We start from the raw sequence: 18122 nt of genomic DNA on the forward strand, positions 1-18122 counted from the left end.
CAGCTCTTTCGTGTCACAACGGCCACGGACTCGATGGCACGGCGGTTAAAGTCAATCCGGCAGGTCTATCAGGTAGCCCGGAATTGCGGCTTTGTGGACCTGACGATACCAGTCGAACAGAGAGAATAAACACTTGGACGTGGCTTGCGCCGGGTGTCAGCGATGCTGTGGACCTCGTACCGATCTATCACTTCTAAGTTCTTTGGGTATTCGTCACAGATGATTGAACTTGAGATCGTAGGCGACGAAGTTGGACACCGTTGCCCAGCGGCGACGTCATATAGCGGGCTATTGCGGTTGCTCGGCTTACGTTGCGCCAGCTGGATTGCCGCAGAGTTAGCCTGCCGAGAATAGCGAGTTGAATGGGTTCGCGCTAAAGTCAGGGCTGGAGGGACTACGCACGTCTGCGGATCCGGATTTCGATGCGTCGACGCTCTTGGACATCCCCTGCTTGTCCCGCGGTGAGCTTATCACCTGGCACGACAAGCTGGGCCGCTGACATCGGTAACACGGTGACGCCCTTGAGTTTTGGATTGGCCTTCAAGACGTTCGCAACCGCGATTGCTCGGGCAAGCCCGAGCCCAGCATTATCCGCCGGCTGGAGAGCGTCGACCGGGAGCCGGCCGTCGATCACACCGATCGACGCGTCGTCGAGGTTGGAGGTGCTTCTTGCGACGCGTTGCTCATCAGTGTGACCGATCACCTCGACTACGTCGACCTTATAGCGTTCGAGGTTATTGGAAATCTGTTCTGCGATCGAAGTTTCGAGCTTCCCCTCGAACGCGGGTGTCAACGCCGCGCTGCCTGAGGTAAAGTAGTAGCCTCCAGCTTCGGAGAGATTGATGATCGGAGGCCACTCGTGCGGTTGGATGTCGCCCTTGAGCATCTCTTCGAGTTTGCGCGCTGCCTGGTCTAGTGGAACGTTATTGTTGGCGAGGACTTTCGAAACAGCGGCAAGCTTTTCCAGATCAGTGGGGCTCGCGTCGTTCATTTTGAGCCCGTCTATGATCTGGCGAGCGGAGACAAGTTCGCGCCATTCGCTCTCGAATTTTGCCCGGTCCGCCGGCGTCAAGGGACCGCCGAGCTTCGCCTGCGCCTCGACAAGCTGTGCCGACAATTTCTGGTTTTGTTGCTCAAGCCTCACCAGCCGCTGTTCCGCGTCCAAGCGATGCTTTCGCTCGGCGGTAATCATTGCGGCAGCAACCAAAAGCAGACAGAACACCAACAACAGCATAGATTCTGCCATCGTGAGGCCGAGAATGAGCCCGCGGTTGTAGCCCTTGTGTTCAAGTCTTGGGCTGGTTTCCGCTTTCGTCACCATTTAAACAGCCGCCGTTTCAGCTCAGGGCCCGAACCCGTTGGCCCCGGCCGGGCCTCCTGCAATGTGTCGCTCGTCGCCTCCGCCGCCGTGTCTTCCCTCACGGTGGGGCCGATAATGTCGATAGTCGATGGAGTCATAGCTGGGGACAGCGTTGGGCTGTGGCGTTCGATGGCTTGCGCAATTCGATCCAGCTTGCCGTTAATGTTGGCGAGTGGCCCGAGTGTCTCGTCTAGCTTCGCTGCCTGGGAACGGGTCTCAGCGGCCCCCTCCTCCATCCTGCGCAAATGCACGTCCGTCATGTCCTTGATTGCGTCGATTGCTGGGGTGAGCTCGAACCGGATCACGTCCTCCGGTTTCCTGATTTCACCAAGGCGTGTCCCGACGCCCTCGACAGCTACACCGAACTTGTCGATGATCGTGGTGAGCTTATCTGTCGTTTCGGTAAGCTTCCTAGTGGCTGCCGCTGCCTGGTCGGTGACTGACTTGTTATGGTCCTCGATAATGGACGAGAGTTTGGTTGCAGCTTCCTGGATCGGGATAATCGCCTCCTTGGAGATCGCCTCGATCACTTTGCGGATTTCCTCGCCGTTTTTTTCGGCTTGACGACCGATTTCCTCGAAGCCTTCCGTCAGCATCTGGTTGCTGACGCGACGGTAGTTCGAGAACTCGCGGGCCGAGGTATCGAGTTCGGTGCGCACGCGTCTCGTCATCTCGGCCAGCTCGTGGCGGGCGCTGCGTTCGATGTCGATCGGATCGCGGCGCATCTGGTTGAACAGGATGCGCAACGTCACGCCAGCGATTGTCGATGTCACCGCGATGCCGAAGTTGCGAACGATCGTCTCGATCGAGGTCTCTCCCGCAAACAGGTAGAGGGAGACACCAAGACTAGAAAGAGTAAAAAGGAACCCCATGTAGTATAGGTTGTCGCCCGCCTGCTCATTGTGGAGCCGGAAGCCCGCGAGCGCGATAGAGGCCAGGAAGTAGATGGCCATCAGCGTCAGCGGAACTGCGGTCACGACAAAAGTGGACCAAGCTGCCAGCTTGGCCGACCAGATAAACGCCATCCCACCGATCGTCACAGCTGCGAACAGCGTGATCGGAGCCCAGTCTCGAAATGCAGTCCTTCCAGTATCGCTTGTCGCCATCACTGCAACCCCTCCAAGCGGGTGAAGCCTGCGAAGTCCCCGTTGTTCTTTTCCACCCAGGATTTCCAGAACGTAGCAAGGTCTTCCATCTTGAACTTCTGGGCTGGCCGTTGGAAAGCAAGGATTTTGACCTGCACTCCATCTAAGGACGTTCGGAACTTTTCCCGCGCGGGGCTGGCTTCGAACTTGGTGATCGAAACCCCATCACGGTAGCTGGAAAAGTCCGTCGTATGCTCGACCATGTCCGAGGCTACGTACAAGGTTTTGCTTATACCCGCAGGCAAGGGCTGAAACGCCTCGAGGTTTATCCGCTGGATGCCCGCCATGATCGGAGAGAACTCGCCAGAAGCGCCGGAGCCGAGTTTGCCCGCGATATTGTCCAAGGGTTTCTGGAAACCCTTTTCCCAACGTTGCTGCACGAGCTTGGGATTGCTCGTCCATTCGTTGGCGAGAGCGCCACTGCCAGGATTGCAACCATGAAAAGTCCGCTCGAGCTTGCCCTCTTCAGCGGTCAAAGCGAAAACGTCGATTGCGCCGTTGACTGGGATACTGGAAACCAACCTCTGAAATTGGTTTTTGAGATCGATCGACGTAGCTTCGGAGATCGGATCCGTCACATCAAGCAATATCGCTGTCTCGCTCGTTGCTCCGGTTGTCGGGCAAAGAGAAGTCTTGTCTAACGAGATCGTCGACATCGCTTGATATTTGATCCACCCAAACGCCCCGATCATTGCAACGGCCACGGTCGAAAGAGCGATCGTTCCGATTACAGCGCCGGCCGAGAAGCCGCGTCTTCTTGACCGACTGCTACGCCGCCTGTTGCGAGCCAACGCCTGCCTCCGGGAATAAATGGTCGAGCTTATGATATTGCGCGACAGCGGCCTCGAAGGCGGAGCCGATTTTGTTGATTTGATCGCTCAGTTCAGCCTGGGCGACTTGAATTCGTTCGGAGAGAACGCGATCGTCCCAGTCATCGCTAGTCTTCACCACCGGGGTGATGCGCTCAAGCTTGTAAGCGACCGCGAAATATGCGGGCTCAGCGTCAGTTCTCGCGGCACGGTTGGCCTCTCGATACGCCGTGAGTACGGAATTGGCGGTCCGTTCGAGGTGACTTTGATATTCGGCGAAAAGCCCCATGGTCCGCGTTCGGTGCGCGATGATTGCGGCAGTTTCCTGGCGACGTGAGCTCAGGTCCCTAACGATCTCCTCTATCTTACTATTGTGCTCGTCGCGGATTTCGCGAAGGTTGTCGATCAAATCGAGTTTTCCGGATATGTAATTTTGCCGCGCCTCGTCCAATCGCCGTTGAACCCCAGCGAAACCAGGATATGGGTCGGTCAACATACAGCCGTCGATGAACGCCAAAATCGAGAAGAAAATCCCGATGGCAAAAAGCATCCAGGAATTGAGCTCTATCAATCCGAGCGGAGTTTCCCGAATGCGGCGGATGACCTCTGTCCCTGCACCCTCGAGTATGGTTGCCGACACCTCGCGATAGTGAGCCAAGGCAAGATTCACGGCAAGAGCGACAGCAACATAGGCAGCCAAGCCCACCAAACCGAACAGCTTCATCAGCCAGGATCGATGCACAAGATTACGGACGCAGAAGATGGCGAACAGCAACGCTGCGCCGATATTGAGGACAGCGAAGACGACGGCCTCGGTGATGCCACCGATAATACCCTGTTCGCTGCCCTTGGCGAGGAAGTTACCGTTCATGACGATTTCAACGAGGACGAGAACCACAAGCAAGGCGATTTTGACACTTGTTGAGCCCGCACTAGGAACCTTCGCCGCACGATCGAGCCTATGCTTTCGCTTGAACGACGTCATCTCGTCCTCCGCGATCTTGAGATCGCGTCGCAGCCCATGCAGTTCGTCGACCCCGCTGGCAATTTCGGCCTTGAAGTCCGACAGACTGGACGCATTGGCCTGACGGATCAGTCCAAACTGCCCCTCGAAATCCAGGTTCCGCAATCTGGCATCGAATGTCTGTGACTGGTCCTCGAGAGTTTGGTACGCCGATGCCTTCTCTTGTTCGATACGAGCAACAATCCGCTGCTCGACTTCATCCAAGGACTGAGCCGAGGTTGCCGGACGATTGACCCGGCCATTCTCTTCACCCTTTCCACGGACGTCCAACGTCTGGATAAGCTTCTCGGTATCGAGCTGTGGGAAGATCTCCGTCGAGGCACGGAAATCGTGGCTGGATTCGCGAACGCCCGACCAGAGTCTGTTCAGTGCTTCAAACGGCAAGGCGTCCTCGTCGGAAACATGGTTGCGATTATCTTAATGCGCAATGCCTACCCCACAGGTTGTAGGCCGTCCAGTAGGAACAGCCGTTTGCTGATTTAATCGCTGACCACGGTTAATGTGTGTCAGGCGTCTTGTTCAAAACCAGCCGCGTTTCCAAAACCATATCAGTGGAACAACACCGCTCGCTACGATCACGGCCCAAGCAAACGGATAGCCAAACGTCCAGTTGAGCTCCGGCATGACTTTGAAGTTCATACCCCATATTCCTGCCATCAGAGTTGGCGGGACGCCTACGACGGAGGCGATGGTTAGGACCTTGAATATGTCGTTCTGCTCGATCGTGATGAAGCCGAGGACGGCATCCAAAAGAAATTGAGCCTTGTCTGAAAGGTGTCCCTCATAGTCGCTGAGCGATGAGATGTCCTTGGAAACCGCGTGAAGCTGATCGTGAAAGCCATCGGACAACTGAGTATGGCACATATCCAAGGTGAAGGCGGCCATCCTTCCCACACCAAGTAGGACGTCTCTGGCCTTAGAGGATCGGTCTGCCAACTTTCCGAGCTTCGAAAGGGCATGCCGCAGTGTGAAGTCGGATCTCTTGGAGGAGCCCGAACCCCTCAAGTTGCCGCGGAACACCGCCTTAGAGACCTCATCTACGGCAGAAGCCAGGTGCTCAAGTACGTCGGCACCACGGTCAACGATGGCCTCCATCAATGCGACGAAGACTGCCATGCCGGTGGTCAAAGTTTTGTCGTGCTCCAGCCGTTGGGCAACAATATCGAAGGTTGGCAAAGTTTCGAACCGAACGGTGATCAGTACATGCGGCGTGACGATGAAGCCAGCAGGTGTGAGGTCTGCATGCTCGATCGTCGCTGCTCCGATTACCGGAGCGCTCAAATATATATTCTCCCCTTCTTTGGCCAATCGGCTAGACAGCTCGATTTCGCTAAGGTCATCACGAGAGGGTATTCGGACGCCGAGGTTCCTTTCAGTCCAATCGATTTCTTCGCTAGTGGGATCGAGCAAATCGATCCAAACCGTGCCCTCAGGAAGGCTCACCGAAGCAAGCTCAACGTCCGCTGGCTCGCGTCCACAAGAGATTGCTTTCAGCACGCTGCTACTCCGAACTGCGGGGTTAATCTCGGTCGCTCGTATTTAGTACGCAGGTCGGCATCTTAGATTTCTCTTCCTGAAGCGATTTCAAGCGCCTTCGAAGGTCTGCCTGCTCGTAAACGCCCGAACGCGGGAATTTCCCGAGAACATTGCCTTCCATGATGCTTAACTGACAAAAAAGGGTTGGGGTGGCTGCTGGCACCCGACCCCTTCACTGGCTCAACAACCACAACCCGACTTTCTTAGTTGGTGTCGGAAACGCTTTCATCGCAGGCACTTAGCGTGCGTTCATCCTGATTCAATAGCGAGCGAACGGGATTTAATAACCGGTCGCTCGCTCAATTCGAGTTTTGTTCGGGCGCGGGGGTGACTGCGCTCGTAAAGCAGGGCGCGACGCATGACGCGACAAGGCCCCTTTGTCACGGGGCTCCGGGACACGTCGCGGTTGGGGCTGGCCGCAGCTGTCGTTTTCGTTGGACTTGGCGACCGCACCAGGTCGGTACGGCAGCGTAAAGGAGCTGCACCGGCAAAAAGGGAACAAAATCGAAGGCAGGAGGCTCGTCAGGTTGCAATGCTTGATGTCCCTATCCGACGACCAAATCGAACCGTTCACACAGGCCGTGCGATGCTTGGTCGACAGTAGCAACGGCCGTGCGCCCTCACCGCTGCGATCAGTCTCGTCCAGTCCAGGCAGGATGGAGCTGGACTCTCGTTCGCGGCCGCAACAGGACAAGTAATTTCTAACTGAAACACTCCATGACGCAAGCCGAGCGCCGAGATCGATTCAGATTTGGACGAGATCGCGATCGATATCATCAACTCTCAACGCGACGCTCGCAATCCCAAGGCGGCTCTGCTGCCCAAAGAGGCTGTGACAGCGTATAGAAAATAAAACGTGGCCCGACAGACGCCGAGCCACACGTGTCACTATCGACTGATGGCTGACCCTTAGTCTTTGTGTTCAGGCATTGCTTTCAGCTGATCCTTAGTCCAAGACGTTACCGCGTGTACGTCGCCACTTTCGTCCCGCATCCAATCGAGGTCTGCAAACGGAACGGCAACGGGCTTCGCGCCGATGCCAAGGAAACCGCCGACATCGATCACTACGCTATTGGTGCCGTGAACATGGTCGACGGAGCCGACCTTATGATCGTCCGCACCGTAAACGGTCGCCCCTTCGAGGTTGTCTGCGGTCAGTTCGGAAGCGGTAAGACGGACGTGGTTGGTGTGGTCCATAACGATCTCCTTGGTCTGTTACGCACTAACAATCGTATATGACGCCGATTGTTCCCGGATAATTTGGTCAATCCCCTTAAAGATCGGTCCGCAAGGCGACCCGAGTGATATGAGCAGACACCATTGGCCGGGATTCACCAGATCTCCGATGGAGGCGCAGATCCTGGTGGTCGTCACCGTCAGCCTCGTAGCCGCGCTCGCCACGGTGCTCGCCACCATGGTCGCCACCAACCTCTCGCGCGCAACTTGGTGTTGCCACATCCGATGGAGATAGCTGCTCCCAGGACCTAGATCGGTTTGATCAGACTGCAGTATCTCGAACCCACAACGCTTGCCGCGATGTCTGAGATACGACCCAAACAATTCGAGGGCGCTTCTCCCTCCAGAACGATGACACCACAGTCATCGACAACCGATATCCTGGCGTCGGTGAGTTCAACAGCATACGCCAAAGCGGACGACAGTGTGGCCGCTGCCCCGGCGAGACCGGATAAGGGGCTGGCGAAGCTTGATGCATTTGCTTGAAACATCTGACATTTCCTCTCGGCTGGAAAAGAAACGCATAGCTCAGAATTTTGTTCATCCTGCGTTCATCTTGGCGAAAAGCGCTGAGAGAGTTAGCTGGAGGTGCCACTTTCGCTACGTCAGAACCATTGGATCCTGTTTGACCCGGTTCGGACGACAAGCACACAAGTGGCCGGACCTTTGTCCTTTGATGCTCCCCCACTGCCGGTTAGATCGTTGCTTCACAGCTGAATTGATCAGCGGCAAAACGGTTGTGTCATCGAAATGATACCTGGTGCCAGGCAGGGCTACGACTCGCCTTTTTAAGCATTGTTTCCTCGCTGGCGCCGCCGTCAGAGTCTTGCTTCAAACGACCTCAAGCGACACTCCGCCCAGACGCGGGCGAGCACCGTTCGCCACCCCGACATCATAGCGGACTGCCGTCCGCCGACCTTGACGCGATGGTTGCCGAAAGCCCCGCCCTTATGGTTCCGGTCTCGTCCCAAGTCACGAGTTCAGTAGAAAGGGCGAATACAAGGACAATTCGGGCGGTTCGGCCGATCATGCACGCCGCGCCGACGCAGGCGTGTTCGACATCCCGGAGATCGGCGCGTCTCTCGCGCCGTCTAAAACTAACGGACGCCCTGATGCCTCGCAGACGTCCACGCTTGCACTTGATCGAGAGGAGTAACGGCCAGAAACCGGGTGGATCTATGAACAGAGGAGGAATCTCGGTTTGGCAGCACCGGGTAGATAGAAGGGCACTTTTCTAGGCGAGAAACTTGATTCCAGCCAACGAGTCGCAGTCTATCTACTCGTCGCCGGTATTCGCTCACCGGCCCGCACGGCTCCTTTCAGCCGATTGCCCGAGGGTGCGAGCGGGCAAACATAACGTGCGGAATAAGCGCACGACGGGAAATAAGCGAAATTGAAATCGAGGACCATGGTGTGATCTGGGCGTATTGAACCGAGATCCGCACCTTTAATGGTGTCGAGCAGGTAGCGGCCACCGCCGTATGTCTCGGTTCCTGAGGTGGCATCAGCGAACGGCAGAAAAACACCGCCGCCATAGCCTTCAATCCAATAAAGGGTCAATTCGCTGCCGACTTTATCCGCGAGGCCGTTGGTTCGGGCGAATGCGTGCAAACTTATCTGCCCGTCGTCGCCCGTCGCGACAGCGAACCGTTCTTCGCGAGGGGTCGTTAACCCGACTGTCAGACGCAGCGTCGGATCGTACGGAAATACTGCGGGCCCCAGGTACGTGTCCTTAGTGTCTGGCTCGATAGGTGATTGCGGATGGGATCGAAACAACGCTCTTCGTGTGTCGCACCACATCCGCCATGCTGCTTCAGGGTTTTCGAGTTGCCGTATCTGGAAATAGAGATTTGTGACAGTTTGCCGCCAATCCCACAGTTCGACTTCGATCATTTACATTACTCCATTTGGACGCCTGTCGAAGGCACTGGTCAGTAGCGTCGCTGCCGACAACGCGCCATCAGCGTTTGGGCAAGATGCCAATGCCGCTCGTCGAAAGCAGAAGAATCTGCATCATCGCTGCCAAGGGCACTATCGAATTGAAATGCAAAACATATGCAACATCCGCGATCGACAAGATCCGAAAGACAAAAAATGCCGGTGTAAGCGCCAAAATCAAAAGGCAGAAGTCAAGCGAACCGCCGCACATGAGCAACGCCTAAAACAGCATTAACGCTCGGTTAACGGTCGCCGCCGTCACTGCTCTCGAGGGCGACACTTTCCGGCAGACCGAACGTTATCCGTGAATGACCTACCGTTACCTCGATTGGCTGGAAAAAGCCCAAGTGGCGCGAAGCTACCGCGCGATGTTTGCGCTTGCCACCGCGATCGTCTCAGATAACACCGCGCCAAAGGAGTTGCGACGCGGTGCGCGGCGAGTGGTCAAGACGCTTGAGCCGGTGATAGATTTGCCAATCGCAAGCGCCGCTGTCTTAAAAAAGGCCCACCATTTCTTTTCGCTACTGTCCGTCTGTCTCGTGAACGAGGTCACTAAAGCCGGATTGCAAAGTTCGGAAGGCCCTGCGCGCGTAGAGCCCGAAAAGGAAGTGCCATTCACACCCATCGACCTCAAAGACGTTCTGGCAAAGTTGGCTGGCCTCGATAATGAAGCGGTTGGGGCGGGAATCCTATCTGCCACGGCTTCGTAGTCCCCATCTGACCTTTATTTGATCGCCATTTTATCGCTAAAGAGGCCAGTGGAAGAAAAGAGCATCGCCCCTGAGATATCCCGCACCGCTCGGCACTGTCGGCCTTGATTGCGTCGGCCTTTGGCTTCAATCGCCTGGACCATCTGCCGGGCACGATCCTCGGCGCGTTCGTAGCTGATGGCGATCCGCGTTCTGGTCGGCAAGGGCCAAGGCGATGGCGGCGCCGATGCCGCGCGAACCGCCAGTGACAAGCGCATGCTTGCCTGCAAGATCAGTCATGAAGGTGTCCTTTCGCTCTTTCAGGGCCGTGTCGTAATTGCGTGGGGCGAGGCGCTCTTCGGGAAGAACGCGAGGAGCGATCAGTGATCTCTCTGCTCCCAAGGGAAGGCACCGCCGCCGAGGCGGCGGCACAAGATCACTCGGCCTTGACAATCAGTTTCTTGCCGCTGTGGCTGCCGTCGAACAGCATCAGAAGCGTCGCGGGCAGCTTTTCGAAACCGTCGACGAATTCCTCGCCGTAGCGGATCTTGCCGCTGGTCACCAAGGGCGTCATCTCGGCCAGAAACTCCGGGAACGTGTCCATGACATAAGGTGTGGCGAAGGCCATGATGGCGATGAAACGGTAGTGGATCAGCGTGATCAGGCGCGGCAGATAGTTGATGCCCCTGGGCATCTCTGTGTCGCTATAATCCGAGATCGTGCCGCAGATAACCATCTTGGCATGCGGATTGAAATATTCCATCAGCACTGGGAACATCGGGCCACCGACATTTTCATAGAAGGCGTCGATGCCATCGGGTAACGCACGTTTGACCTGCTCTTCGAAATCCGCAGCTTTGTAGTCGATCGCATCGTCCAGACCGAGCATGTCCTTGAGGTAAGCGGTCTTGGCCGGTCCGCCAGCGACGCCGACGACGCGAAGGCCACGCAATTTACCGAGCTGTGCTGCGGTCGAGCCCACTGCGCCTGCGGCTCCGGTCACTACAAGCGTACCGCCCGGCTTGAAATCATGGATCTTGGTCATCCCGTACCAGGCGGTGAAGCCGGTCAGGCCAAGCGGTCCAAGGGCTGTCGACAGCGGTGCGACTGCTTCATCAAGCTTGCGAATATCCGAGCCATCCGACACCGCATAGTCCTGCCAGCCGGACCAGGTCTGGATGGTATCGCCGGCGGCGAAATCCGGGTGCCTGCTTTTCTCGACCACGGCGACTGTCGGGCCGCCCATGGGGTCGCCGATAGCGATGGTGGGCCATTCGGAAGAGCCGTTGCCCATCAGGTTGCGCTGATATGGATCGATCGAAAACAGCGCGTTGCGGAAGAGCACCTGCCCTTCGCTTATCTTCGGAATGCGCGTCCGCACGAGCTTGAAATCAGCCAGTTTTGCCGGACCATCGGGGCGGGCCGCAAGCGTGAATTGGCGATTGGAATGATCGGCCATCATCGTCCTCAGTATCTGATCAACATTTCATAATGGTTGTTACGTAATGACAATTATGAAACTGGACATGCGCTGTCAAGCGCATTACAAGCGATCATTGTGAAACGACGATCGGCAACGGGACGACAGGGCCATGGGACGTCCGAGGACATTTGATGTGGAGGACGCGCTGGAAGCGACGCTGGCCGTTTTCTGGCGCAAAGGTTTTGAAGGCACGTCTTATTCCGACCTCGTGGCCGCAACCGGTGTCGAGCGGCCCGCGCTTTATTCAGCCTTCGGCAACAAAGACATGCTTTTCCTCCGAGCGCTGGAGCGGTACGGATCGCATTACGGCAATTACGTTTGGGAGGCCGTCAGCCATGACAGATCGCGCGACGTCGCGTGGCAGGTGCTCGAAGGCGCCGTGGAACTCAACACGCGCTATGCAGATCGCGCCGGGTGTTTCGGCATCAATGGCGGGCTTGCGGGCTCGGACGAATCCGAGGCCAGCCGCCAGGCTCTGATCAAATGGCGCGCCGACGGTGAGGCCGTCTTAAGGGAGCGCTTCGAAAAAGCGAGACGCGAAGGCGATCTGCCGTCTGATGCCGATCCCGCCGTTCTTGCTGCCTATATCCTTGCGGTCGCCCATGGCATTGCCGTTCAGGCAAAAGCCGGCTTTTCGCGGGAAAAATTGACGGCCATCGCAAGACAGGCTGTAAGCACGTGGCCCAGCGCTTGAATGCGTTCTGAATCCTAAGGCAGTGTTCGACCCCTTCGGGCCGGCTGCAGACTTTTGTTTGCCGTTCTGTTCGACGTCAACCCCTTCGGTCGCAATTTTGTGTTGCCACATCCGACGGTGACTGCAACTTCCAAGACTTAGATCGGTCCGATCAGACTTTAGTATCTAGAGCCAACGGCGCTGGTGGCGCCGCCTAAGGTCGAGTTAATCAACTCTTAGTCCCTTCCACCACGATGACCAGCATCCTTGGCATCGATTAATGCTCACAAAGCCAGATGAAGGGTTTGTCACCTTGCGGTGCCGCGAGGCTGACCGACTATGAAGCTACGCACTTCCCGACCCGACGTCCTCCAACAACATTTAAGATCTGCTCCGCGCTTTTCGCTGCATAGCCGAAATAATTAGCGGCAAAACGGCAGACCCTGCTGCCGCCAGTGGGAGGGCGCGCAGGGCTTTCGTTGCTACGAAACTTGCGGCCATGGCAGCTGCCAGCTTCGCCCAGGGATAATCGCCAAGCTGAGCATGTGCACTCGCGTCCGCCCACTCCATGCGAGCCTTGACGATACCCGCGACGTCGTCTTTTATGCGCTCAAGTCGGCCCCGCAAGATCTCGAGTTCCGCACGTGTGTCGCTGTAGCGAAGATGCAGCTCCACGCTCGCGGGAACGTAATCCAGAGGAGCGCTACGCTCTACTTCATCGGTGATCTCCTGGGGTACCTCGTCAAACCTTTCAGTAGGGCGGTCAATCGGTCCGGCGTCTACACTCTGAGCTTTCTGGAGCTCTCCATTCAATGAACCTGCTTTGAAACCCGACGTCATATCTTTGCGCTCATGCATTGGTGATCTCCTGTTTGGTTGTTAACGCCGAAAGAGCCCTTGGGTTCACCCATTGCAGGGAATGCGATTAGCTTAGATACTGGTCGTCACGGCAGGCTTTGCTCTAACGACCTCACCACCACGAAGGCGGCACGGGCAGCTTGGTGCTCTGCCTCGAAGACTATGGCATCAACCGATCGCGCAGGCGCGCTGAAGAAAGCGGGTTTCGATTTTTCCGGCCATTGTGATGTCTGACCATCTTCCCCCTGTTTCGGCGGGGATGAGATTTTCTTTAGCTTCGCTTAGGCCGCTGGGTCGTGTTTTTGCTGAAGCATCACCTGACCGGTGAACCGAATAGGTCCCGATACTGCCTTGGTTGGCTCCTGAGATATTGATCGGGAGCTCGCACGGTCTCCCCGAAATGGGCCGCGGCATGCCAAGGCCATCGCGGATCATAAAGGATTGCCCGGGCGATAGCGACGAGGTCAGCATCGCCGGTCGTCAGAACGCCTTCCGCTTGCTCGAACTCTGTGATCAAACCGACAGCAATGACCGGAATGTCGACGGCCTGCTTAACGGCGCGAGCGAACGGCACCTGATAGTTGGGCCCGAGAGCAATCTGCTGATGTGATGCCAGCCCGCCTGTGGAAACGTGGATCGCCGAACAACCTCTCGACTCGAGCGCCTTTGCAAAGACAACCGTCTGATCGGTGTCCCAGCCACCTTCGGCCCAGTCGGTCGCCGACACTCGCATCGTCAAAGGCTTGCCGGATGGGAACGTCTCCCTGACCGCATCGAATACTTCGAGCGGGAACCGCATGCGATTTTCGAGAGAACCGCCATACTCGTCGGTGCGCCTGTTGGACAGAGGCGAAAGGAATTGATGAAGGAGGTAGCCATGTGCGCCGTGTAGCTGTATGGCGTCGATACCCAACTCAGAAGCCCTCCTCGTGGCGTCGACGAACGCGTTTCTGACGCGCGCAAGACCTTCTTTGTCGAGGCTTTCCGGGTGATCGTACTCGTCCTTGAACGGGATAGCGCTTGGCGCTACGGTCTTCCAGCCGTTATCGCTACCCGGACTGATCTGATGGCCTCCAAGCCACGGCTTTTCTGTCGAGGCCTTGCGCCCGGCATGACCAAGCTGGATGGCGATCGGGATGTCCGACCACCTGCGCACGCTAGTTAGCACGCGTGCCATCGCTGCCTGGCAACCGTCCGAATAGAGACCGACGTCGCCGTATGAGATTCTTCCCTCGGGCGAGACCGCCGTTGCCTCGACAGTCAGAATGCCCGCCCCCGAGAGTGCAAGGTTGCCCAAATGGATTTGATGCCAGTCACTCATCTCGCCGTCAATTGCGGAGTACTGGCACATCGGTGCTATCACGATGCGGTTGCGAAGCTCAAGAGAACCGACACTGACGGGTGAAAATAGTCTGGTCTTGGACATTGTCTTTCCTTCAAGGTCGGTCCACCCATTGGTTAGGCTTCTCGACAATATAGCAACTTGGTTCTTCAGGGGCATGGCACGGCAACGACGTTCTCCGCGGCAGGGGTATTCGCCCCCAGCAAACTTTACCCGCCGCAGTGGGGCGTTTTCAAGGAACCGTTACCTTGCATGTTTGTTAAGGTCATGACCAATCCAGGAGGCTTCCATGACCGATGACAGATATCCAATCCCTCCCTACCCCGAGCAGCAGCAAGAGCCGCCCGGCTATACGGCACAAATGCAACCCACTCCCGATCACGGCGAGCAGTCCTACCGCGGCAACGGTAGGCTCGAGGGAAAAGTTGCTTTGGTGACAGGTGGCGACTCCGGGATCGGCAAAGCTGTAGCGATCGCCTTCGCGCGCGAGGGTGCCGATGTTGCGATTGCCTATCTTAACGAAGATGACGATGCCGAGGACACAGCAAAGTGGGTAGGAGAAGCCGGTCGTAAGGCCGTTCTCATCCCGGGAGACCTGACAACGGAGACCCACTGCAACGAGGTGATCCAGCGGACGGTCCGAGAGCTCGGCCGCATCGATATCCTCGTTAACAATGCAGCGTTTCAGCGGACATATGCCGACATCGGCGACATTTCTGTCGAAGAGTGGGATCGGACGTTCCGCACGAACATTTACGCGCCTTTCTTCCTCTCAAAAGCTGCCACTCCATACATGCGATCGGGCAGCGCGATCATCAACACGACCTCTATCCAGTCGCGCCAACCCTCGCCTCAATTGCTCGCCTATGCGTCGACAAAGGGCGCGATATCAAACTTCACTGCGGGGCTTGCGGAAATGGTGGCCGAAAGAGGAATTCGGGTAAACGCTGTCGCGCCCGGCCCGATCTGGACACCGTTGATACCATCGACAATGCCTTCGGAAAAAGCGGCAAAGTTTGGTGAAAACACGTTGATCGGACGCGCTGGGCAGCCGGCAGAGTTGGCAGGGGCTTACGTACTGCTTGCCTCCGACCTTGGCAGCTACATGACGGGTGCCGTCGTTCCCGTTACGGGCGGCGAAATCATGATTTAGCGGTCAGTGACTGTCGCTTGCCGAAAATGCCGATCAATCGAAGTCTCGAACCATGTTTCTAGACAGGGAATTTTTTTGGCGTCAGCAGTCGAGCACTGCAAGATTGCTCACTCAAGCAAGTTGTCGCGTAAACCAGGTTGGCTTGAAGGAGGCAGTCTGGCCGCTGCGGGCTGTGTCATGGAAGAAGACGCGCCCCATTTGACGACTATCGCGGGCCCCAGCAAGGGCAGCCCGCGATCGCCAACCCAGACGATATCACCGTCCCCATCAGAAAGCGCTACGGCGCAACGCCAAAGTAAGCTCTGCTGGCGTGACGGGTTGGGTTCCCGCGGTAGCGCCGAAAGGCATTCTCGACCGCCGGTTACGGCAATAATATCGCTGCGGAAATCCGGACCTCTTGCACAAAGGCCGGCATCTGTGCAGAAGTCATCATGTTCGACGGTCTCTCGTCATAGCTAAGTGTCCACCCAGTAAATATGGCTCGTTGCGCCGTTCTGGCCTAGTCGCAGACTTGCGGGTCGGTTGGAAGCAGCACGACACTTTTTTTCATTGGTCGACGGAGAGTTAGAAGGTGACGTCGAGACAAATTATTCCGTTAGTCGGACTGGACGCATAATCAACCCGCACCCGCGAGATGGCGATATAAGAAGGCGGCTGGTCCAGCTTGGAACCAGCAAACGCTTTCCTGCGCGGCATGTCTATTACTGGATGGATATCCGCGTCAGCGTCTCAATGGCTTCGGAATTTCCTGACCCGGCTGTGGACGCCACAGCTCTCTTCTGAGCACCAAATCCGCCGCCCTCCCTTTGATCTATCAAGGAACAGCCAGCCGCAGTTATCACCCTTGCATTCCTTCACAGGTCGCCGCTCGGATCGTGTTGTCAAAAGCTCTGCGGCGGATGAGGCAAGAACGTGCACAAGGTCGCTGGGTGCTTCGATCCTATGCGCCCAAGTCCAGTCTCCGGAGCGGTTCACCAGCGCTTGGCGGCCGCGAGCTTCTGTTGCCACTGCGCCGATATAGGCGACGTCATGCATGTCTGGTTTCCCGCCCATCTCCTCACGCAGAAAGACACGGTGGAGACATTCCCGTAGTTCTACCGCAGCTTCCAGAGCCTTCGTTGCCGCATCAGGATTTTTTTTCGCCATCTGCTTCAAACCAGCTGCTTGCACGTCCGAAACGAGATCGACCCTTCTACCGAAAGCGATCACGTCAATGTAATCGCCAAGGAAATCCGGACCCCATCGATTTCGTCGGCTGTCGACGGTGTTCACAAAGTCGAGCGCGGGATGGCCGCCGCTCAGTCGCATATCTTCTACTGATTTTGCCATATGGAACAGGATACAGGCGCGTGAGTTGTAACGGTATAAACGGATTATACTCGTTACACCGATCGGGTCCACACCATGTCAGCGTCAAACTACAGGAAATTCGCGATACTTTGCGCTATATGGGGTCTGACTTGGATCGCTGTCAAAATCGGCGTGACGACCTTGCCACCCATGTTATTTGCGGCCCTACGCTTTGTGACAGCAGGGGCTGTCTTTCTCACGATAGCGATCTGGCACCGTTCCTCGATGCGGGCACTGGCCGCGGACTGGCTGCCAATCTGTATCGCCAGCTTGCTGATGATCGCCCTGTGCTATGGGCCGCTGTTCTGGGGAATGACAAAAGTTCCGTCCGGCACCGCTGCCGTCTTGGAAATGTCTTTGACGCCCATCTGCTTGTTCGTGTTTGGGATCTTTATGCGGCAGGAAGCATGGAGTTGGCCAGCAGCCTTTGGCCTGGCCGTCGGTTCGATTGGGCTATATCTTCTATTCGTTGGAGGAAATCGCGTAAGCTACGACGAGGGAGCATGGATCGGCATCATTGCCGTATGCTGGGCTGCCGCATCATCAGCACTTGGCTCGGTATTGGCAAAGCCGATGATTGCGAAGCACGGTAGCACCGCCGTCGCCGGTGCGACGACATTCTTGGGCGGATTGCTGCTCGCTGCTGCGGCCCCAATCTCCGGCGAAGACTTCACGGACTTGGCGGCTTCCAACTGGACCATGAAGGCGTTCGGTGGCTGGTTGTTCCTAGTGATCTTCGGCTCTCTGATTGGCTACCGGCTTTACATCCAGCTCCTGAGGGATGCGGGGCCGACACGCGCAGGCATGTTTGCCTTTGTATCACCAGCTATTGCGGTCGCAGTCGGGACAGTGTTGGCACAGGAGCCGTTGACCGCTACCAACCTCGTCGGCATGGGCTTCATGCTCTTGTCTGCGGCGGTATGCCTCTACGGTGCAAAAGTGGCGCCTAGCAAGATGTCCAGGTAATGTCGCCGTGCTCCGCCTCGTTCTGCCTTAGGGCATCGGAACCACGCAAAAGGCAATGCAGGGGCGCTAACAACAAGACATCCGCCATGTGTCATACTGCACCAGCAGCGCGCTGGCTTGGTTGAAGGTTCTCATCAGGTGTGCGATCAAAGCGCCCATCCCATGGCACATCAGAAAAAAGGTGGCTCGTTTGGAAAAAGACCCCGAAATCATCTATTCGCCGTTCTGCACAACGTACGAAAGGGACAATCGCACCGTTCAGCTGACCATTTTTCGCATGGAGTCTGAGACAACCTGGCATTTGAAAGTCGTCAACGAGATGAACACGTCGACCGTCTGGTAGGATCCGTTTGAATCGGATGCTGTGGATTCCGATGATTTACCGGACGGCATTCCGATCAAAAATCGGACACGATTCCGAAAATTAACCGGACGCGATTCCGATTTGATACCGGACAGCTTTTTAACGTAGGCAGTGTCCCTGGGTCAGCAACCTTGGCATGTATTTCCTTTCGAACGTGAGGAGATGGCATGTCGAAGAGACGAAGGCTGACCATGAG

Annotated in this window: 16 protein-coding genes and 1 pseudogene; 5 read left to right on the plus strand and 12 right to left on the minus strand. The window is 56.6% G+C overall.

The window, feature by feature from the left end; all coding sequences use genetic code 11:
* Positions 1–394: 394 nt before the first annotated feature.
* The 6 genes from ACIQUB_RS31070 to ACIQUB_RS31095 form a co-directional block, all read right to left on the minus strand.
* Complete coding sequence (locus ACIQUB_RS31070) at positions 395–1321, minus strand: hypothetical protein (protein ID WP_402935750.1); 927 nt, start codon at positions 1319–1321, stop codon at positions 395–397.
* Positions 1315–2466, minus strand: a complete 1152-nt coding sequence (locus ACIQUB_RS31075; protein ID WP_402935753.1) for a hypothetical protein — start codon at positions 2464–2466, stop codon at positions 1315–1317. The genes ACIQUB_RS31070 and ACIQUB_RS31075 overlap by 7 nt, the downstream gene beginning before the upstream one ends.
* Complete coding sequence (locus tag ACIQUB_RS31080; protein WP_402935756.1) at positions 2466–3296, minus strand: hypothetical protein; 831 nt, start codon at positions 3294–3296, stop codon at positions 2466–2468. Before ACIQUB_RS31080 ends, ACIQUB_RS31075 begins: the two co-directional genes overlap by 1 nt.
* Positions 3274–4722, minus strand: coding sequence for a hypothetical protein (locus ACIQUB_RS31085; protein WP_402935759.1), 1449 nt, complete (start codon positions 4720–4722; stop codon positions 3274–3276). The genes ACIQUB_RS31080 and ACIQUB_RS31085 overlap by 23 nt, the downstream gene beginning before the upstream one ends.
* 135 nt (positions 4723–4857) lie before the next feature.
* Positions 4858–5835, minus strand: a complete 978-nt coding sequence (locus tag ACIQUB_RS31090) for a magnesium transporter CorA family protein (protein WP_402935762.1) — start codon at positions 5833–5835, stop codon at positions 4858–4860.
* 948 nt (positions 5836–6783) lie between these two features.
* Complete coding sequence (locus ACIQUB_RS31095; RefSeq protein WP_018902114.1) at positions 6784–7071, minus strand: PRC-barrel domain-containing protein; 288 nt, start codon at positions 7069–7071, stop codon at positions 6784–6786.
* Positions 7072–7180: 109 nt separating this feature from the next.
* On the opposite strand from ACIQUB_RS31095, the gene ACIQUB_RS31100 reads away from it, so the two are divergent.
* A complete protein-coding gene (locus tag ACIQUB_RS31100; RefSeq protein WP_402935765.1) occupies positions 7181–7345 on the plus strand; it encodes a hypothetical protein in 165 nt (54 codons plus the stop codon).
* A 1037-nt stretch (positions 7346–8382) separates the two neighbouring features.
* Here the strand turns inward: ACIQUB_RS31100 and ACIQUB_RS31105 are convergent.
* A complete protein-coding gene (locus ACIQUB_RS31105; RefSeq protein ID WP_018902117.1) occupies positions 8383–9003 on the minus strand; it encodes a DUF1684 domain-containing protein in 621 nt (206 codons plus the stop codon).
* A gap of 353 nt (positions 9004–9356) precedes the next feature.
* On the opposite strand from ACIQUB_RS31105, the gene ACIQUB_RS31110 reads away from it, so the two are divergent.
* Positions 9357–9758, plus strand: coding sequence for a hypothetical protein (locus ACIQUB_RS31110; RefSeq protein ID WP_113237717.1), 402 nt, complete (start codon positions 9357–9359; stop codon positions 9756–9758).
* Between the two features lie 110 nt (positions 9759–9868).
* Here ACIQUB_RS31110 and ACIQUB_RS31115 read toward each other — a convergent pair.
* Positions 9869–10037: pseudogene (locus tag ACIQUB_RS31115) on the minus strand (SDR family NAD(P)-dependent oxidoreductase); the annotation flags it as partial.
* Positions 10038–10173: 136 nt separating this feature from the next.
* Positions 10174–11196, minus strand: a complete 1023-nt coding sequence (locus ACIQUB_RS31120) for an NADP-dependent oxidoreductase (RefSeq protein ID WP_402935770.1) — start codon at positions 11194–11196, stop codon at positions 10174–10176.
* Between the two features lie 133 nt (positions 11197–11329).
* On the opposite strand from ACIQUB_RS31120, the gene ACIQUB_RS31125 reads away from it, so the two are divergent.
* Positions 11330–11914 (plus strand): TetR/AcrR family transcriptional regulator, encoded by a 585-nt coding sequence (locus ACIQUB_RS31125; protein WP_026283665.1) that lies wholly within the window; start codon positions 11330–11332, stop codon positions 11912–11914.
* Positions 11915–12274: 360 nt separating this feature from the next.
* On the opposite strand, the gene ACIQUB_RS31130 is transcribed toward ACIQUB_RS31125, so the two are convergent.
* Entirely contained in the window at positions 12275–12751 is a 477-nt protein-coding gene (locus tag ACIQUB_RS31130; protein ID WP_402935773.1) for a hypothetical protein, read from the minus strand.
* Between the two features lie 313 nt (positions 12752–13064).
* On the minus strand, positions 13065–14177 hold the full coding sequence (locus ACIQUB_RS31135; protein WP_402935776.1) for an NADH:flavin oxidoreductase/NADH oxidase: 1113 nt from the start codon (positions 14175–14177) through the stop codon (positions 13065–13067).
* Positions 14178–14382: 205 nt separating this feature from the next.
* Between ACIQUB_RS31135 and ACIQUB_RS31140 the strand changes: the two genes are divergently transcribed.
* On the plus strand, positions 14383–15246 hold the full coding sequence (locus ACIQUB_RS31140; RefSeq protein ID WP_402935779.1) for an SDR family oxidoreductase: 864 nt from the start codon (positions 14383–14385) through the stop codon (positions 15244–15246).
* A gap of 729 nt (positions 15247–15975) precedes the next feature.
* Here ACIQUB_RS31140 and ACIQUB_RS31145 read toward each other — a convergent pair.
* Complete coding sequence (locus tag ACIQUB_RS31145; RefSeq protein ID WP_402935782.1) at positions 15976–16575, minus strand: CGNR zinc finger domain-containing protein; 600 nt, start codon at positions 16573–16575, stop codon at positions 15976–15978.
* 75 nt (positions 16576–16650) lie between these two features.
* Here ACIQUB_RS31145 and ACIQUB_RS31150 point away from each other — a divergent pair, with 75 nt between their 5' ends.
* Positions 16651–17562: a DMT family transporter gene (locus ACIQUB_RS31150; protein ID WP_402935785.1), complete on the plus strand. Its 912-nt coding sequence runs from the start codon at positions 16651–16653 to the stop codon at positions 17560–17562.
* The last annotated feature ends 560 nt before the right edge of the window (positions 17563–18122 follow it).

Source organism: Rhizobium sp. NPDC090275 (assembly GCF_044772225.1).
GTDB lineage: Bacteria > Pseudomonadota > Alphaproteobacteria > Rhizobiales > Rhizobiaceae > Rhizobium.

Excerpts from the sequence above, each read along its gene's own strand:
- ACIQUB_RS31070 (WP_402935750.1), bottom strand. The coding sequence starts at position 1,321 with ATGGTGACGAAAGCGGAAACCAGCCCAAGACTTGAACACAAGGGCTAC.
- ACIQUB_RS31075 (WP_402935753.1), bottom strand. The coding sequence starts at position 2,466 with ATGGCGACAAGCGATACTGGAAGGACTGCATTTCGAGACTGGGCTCCG.
- ACIQUB_RS31095 (WP_018902114.1), bottom strand. The coding sequence starts at position 7,071 with ATGGACCACACCAACCACGTCCGTCTTACCGCTTCCGAACTGACCGCA.
- ACIQUB_RS31100 (WP_402935765.1), top strand. The coding sequence starts at position 7,181 with ATGAGCAGACACCATTGGCCGGGATTCACCAGATCTCCGATGGAGGCG.
- ACIQUB_RS31105 (WP_018902117.1), bottom strand. The coding sequence starts at position 9,003 with ATGATCGAAGTCGAACTGTGGGATTGGCGGCAAACTGTCACAAATCTC.
- ACIQUB_RS31110 (WP_113237717.1), top strand. The coding sequence starts at position 9,357 with ATGACCTACCGTTACCTCGATTGGCTGGAAAAAGCCCAAGTGGCGCGA.
- ACIQUB_RS31120 (WP_402935770.1), bottom strand. The coding sequence starts at position 11,196 with ATGGCCGATCATTCCAATCGCCAATTCACGCTTGCGGCCCGCCCCGAT.
- ACIQUB_RS31125 (WP_026283665.1), top strand. The coding sequence starts at position 11,330 with ATGGGACGTCCGAGGACATTTGATGTGGAGGACGCGCTGGAAGCGACG.
- ACIQUB_RS31130 (WP_402935773.1), bottom strand. The coding sequence starts at position 12,751 with ATGCATGAGCGCAAAGATATGACGTCGGGTTTCAAAGCAGGTTCATTG.
- ACIQUB_RS31135 (WP_402935776.1), bottom strand. The coding sequence starts at position 14,177 with ATGTCCAAGACCAGACTATTTTCACCCGTCAGTGTCGGTTCTCTTGAG.
- ACIQUB_RS31140 (WP_402935779.1), top strand. The coding sequence starts at position 14,383 with ATGACCGATGACAGATATCCAATCCCTCCCTACCCCGAGCAGCAGCAA.
- ACIQUB_RS31145 (WP_402935782.1), bottom strand. The coding sequence starts at position 16,575 with ATGGCAAAATCAGTAGAAGATATGCGACTGAGCGGCGGCCATCCCGCG.
- ACIQUB_RS31150 (WP_402935785.1), top strand. The coding sequence starts at position 16,651 with ATGTCAGCGTCAAACTACAGGAAATTCGCGATACTTTGCGCTATATGG.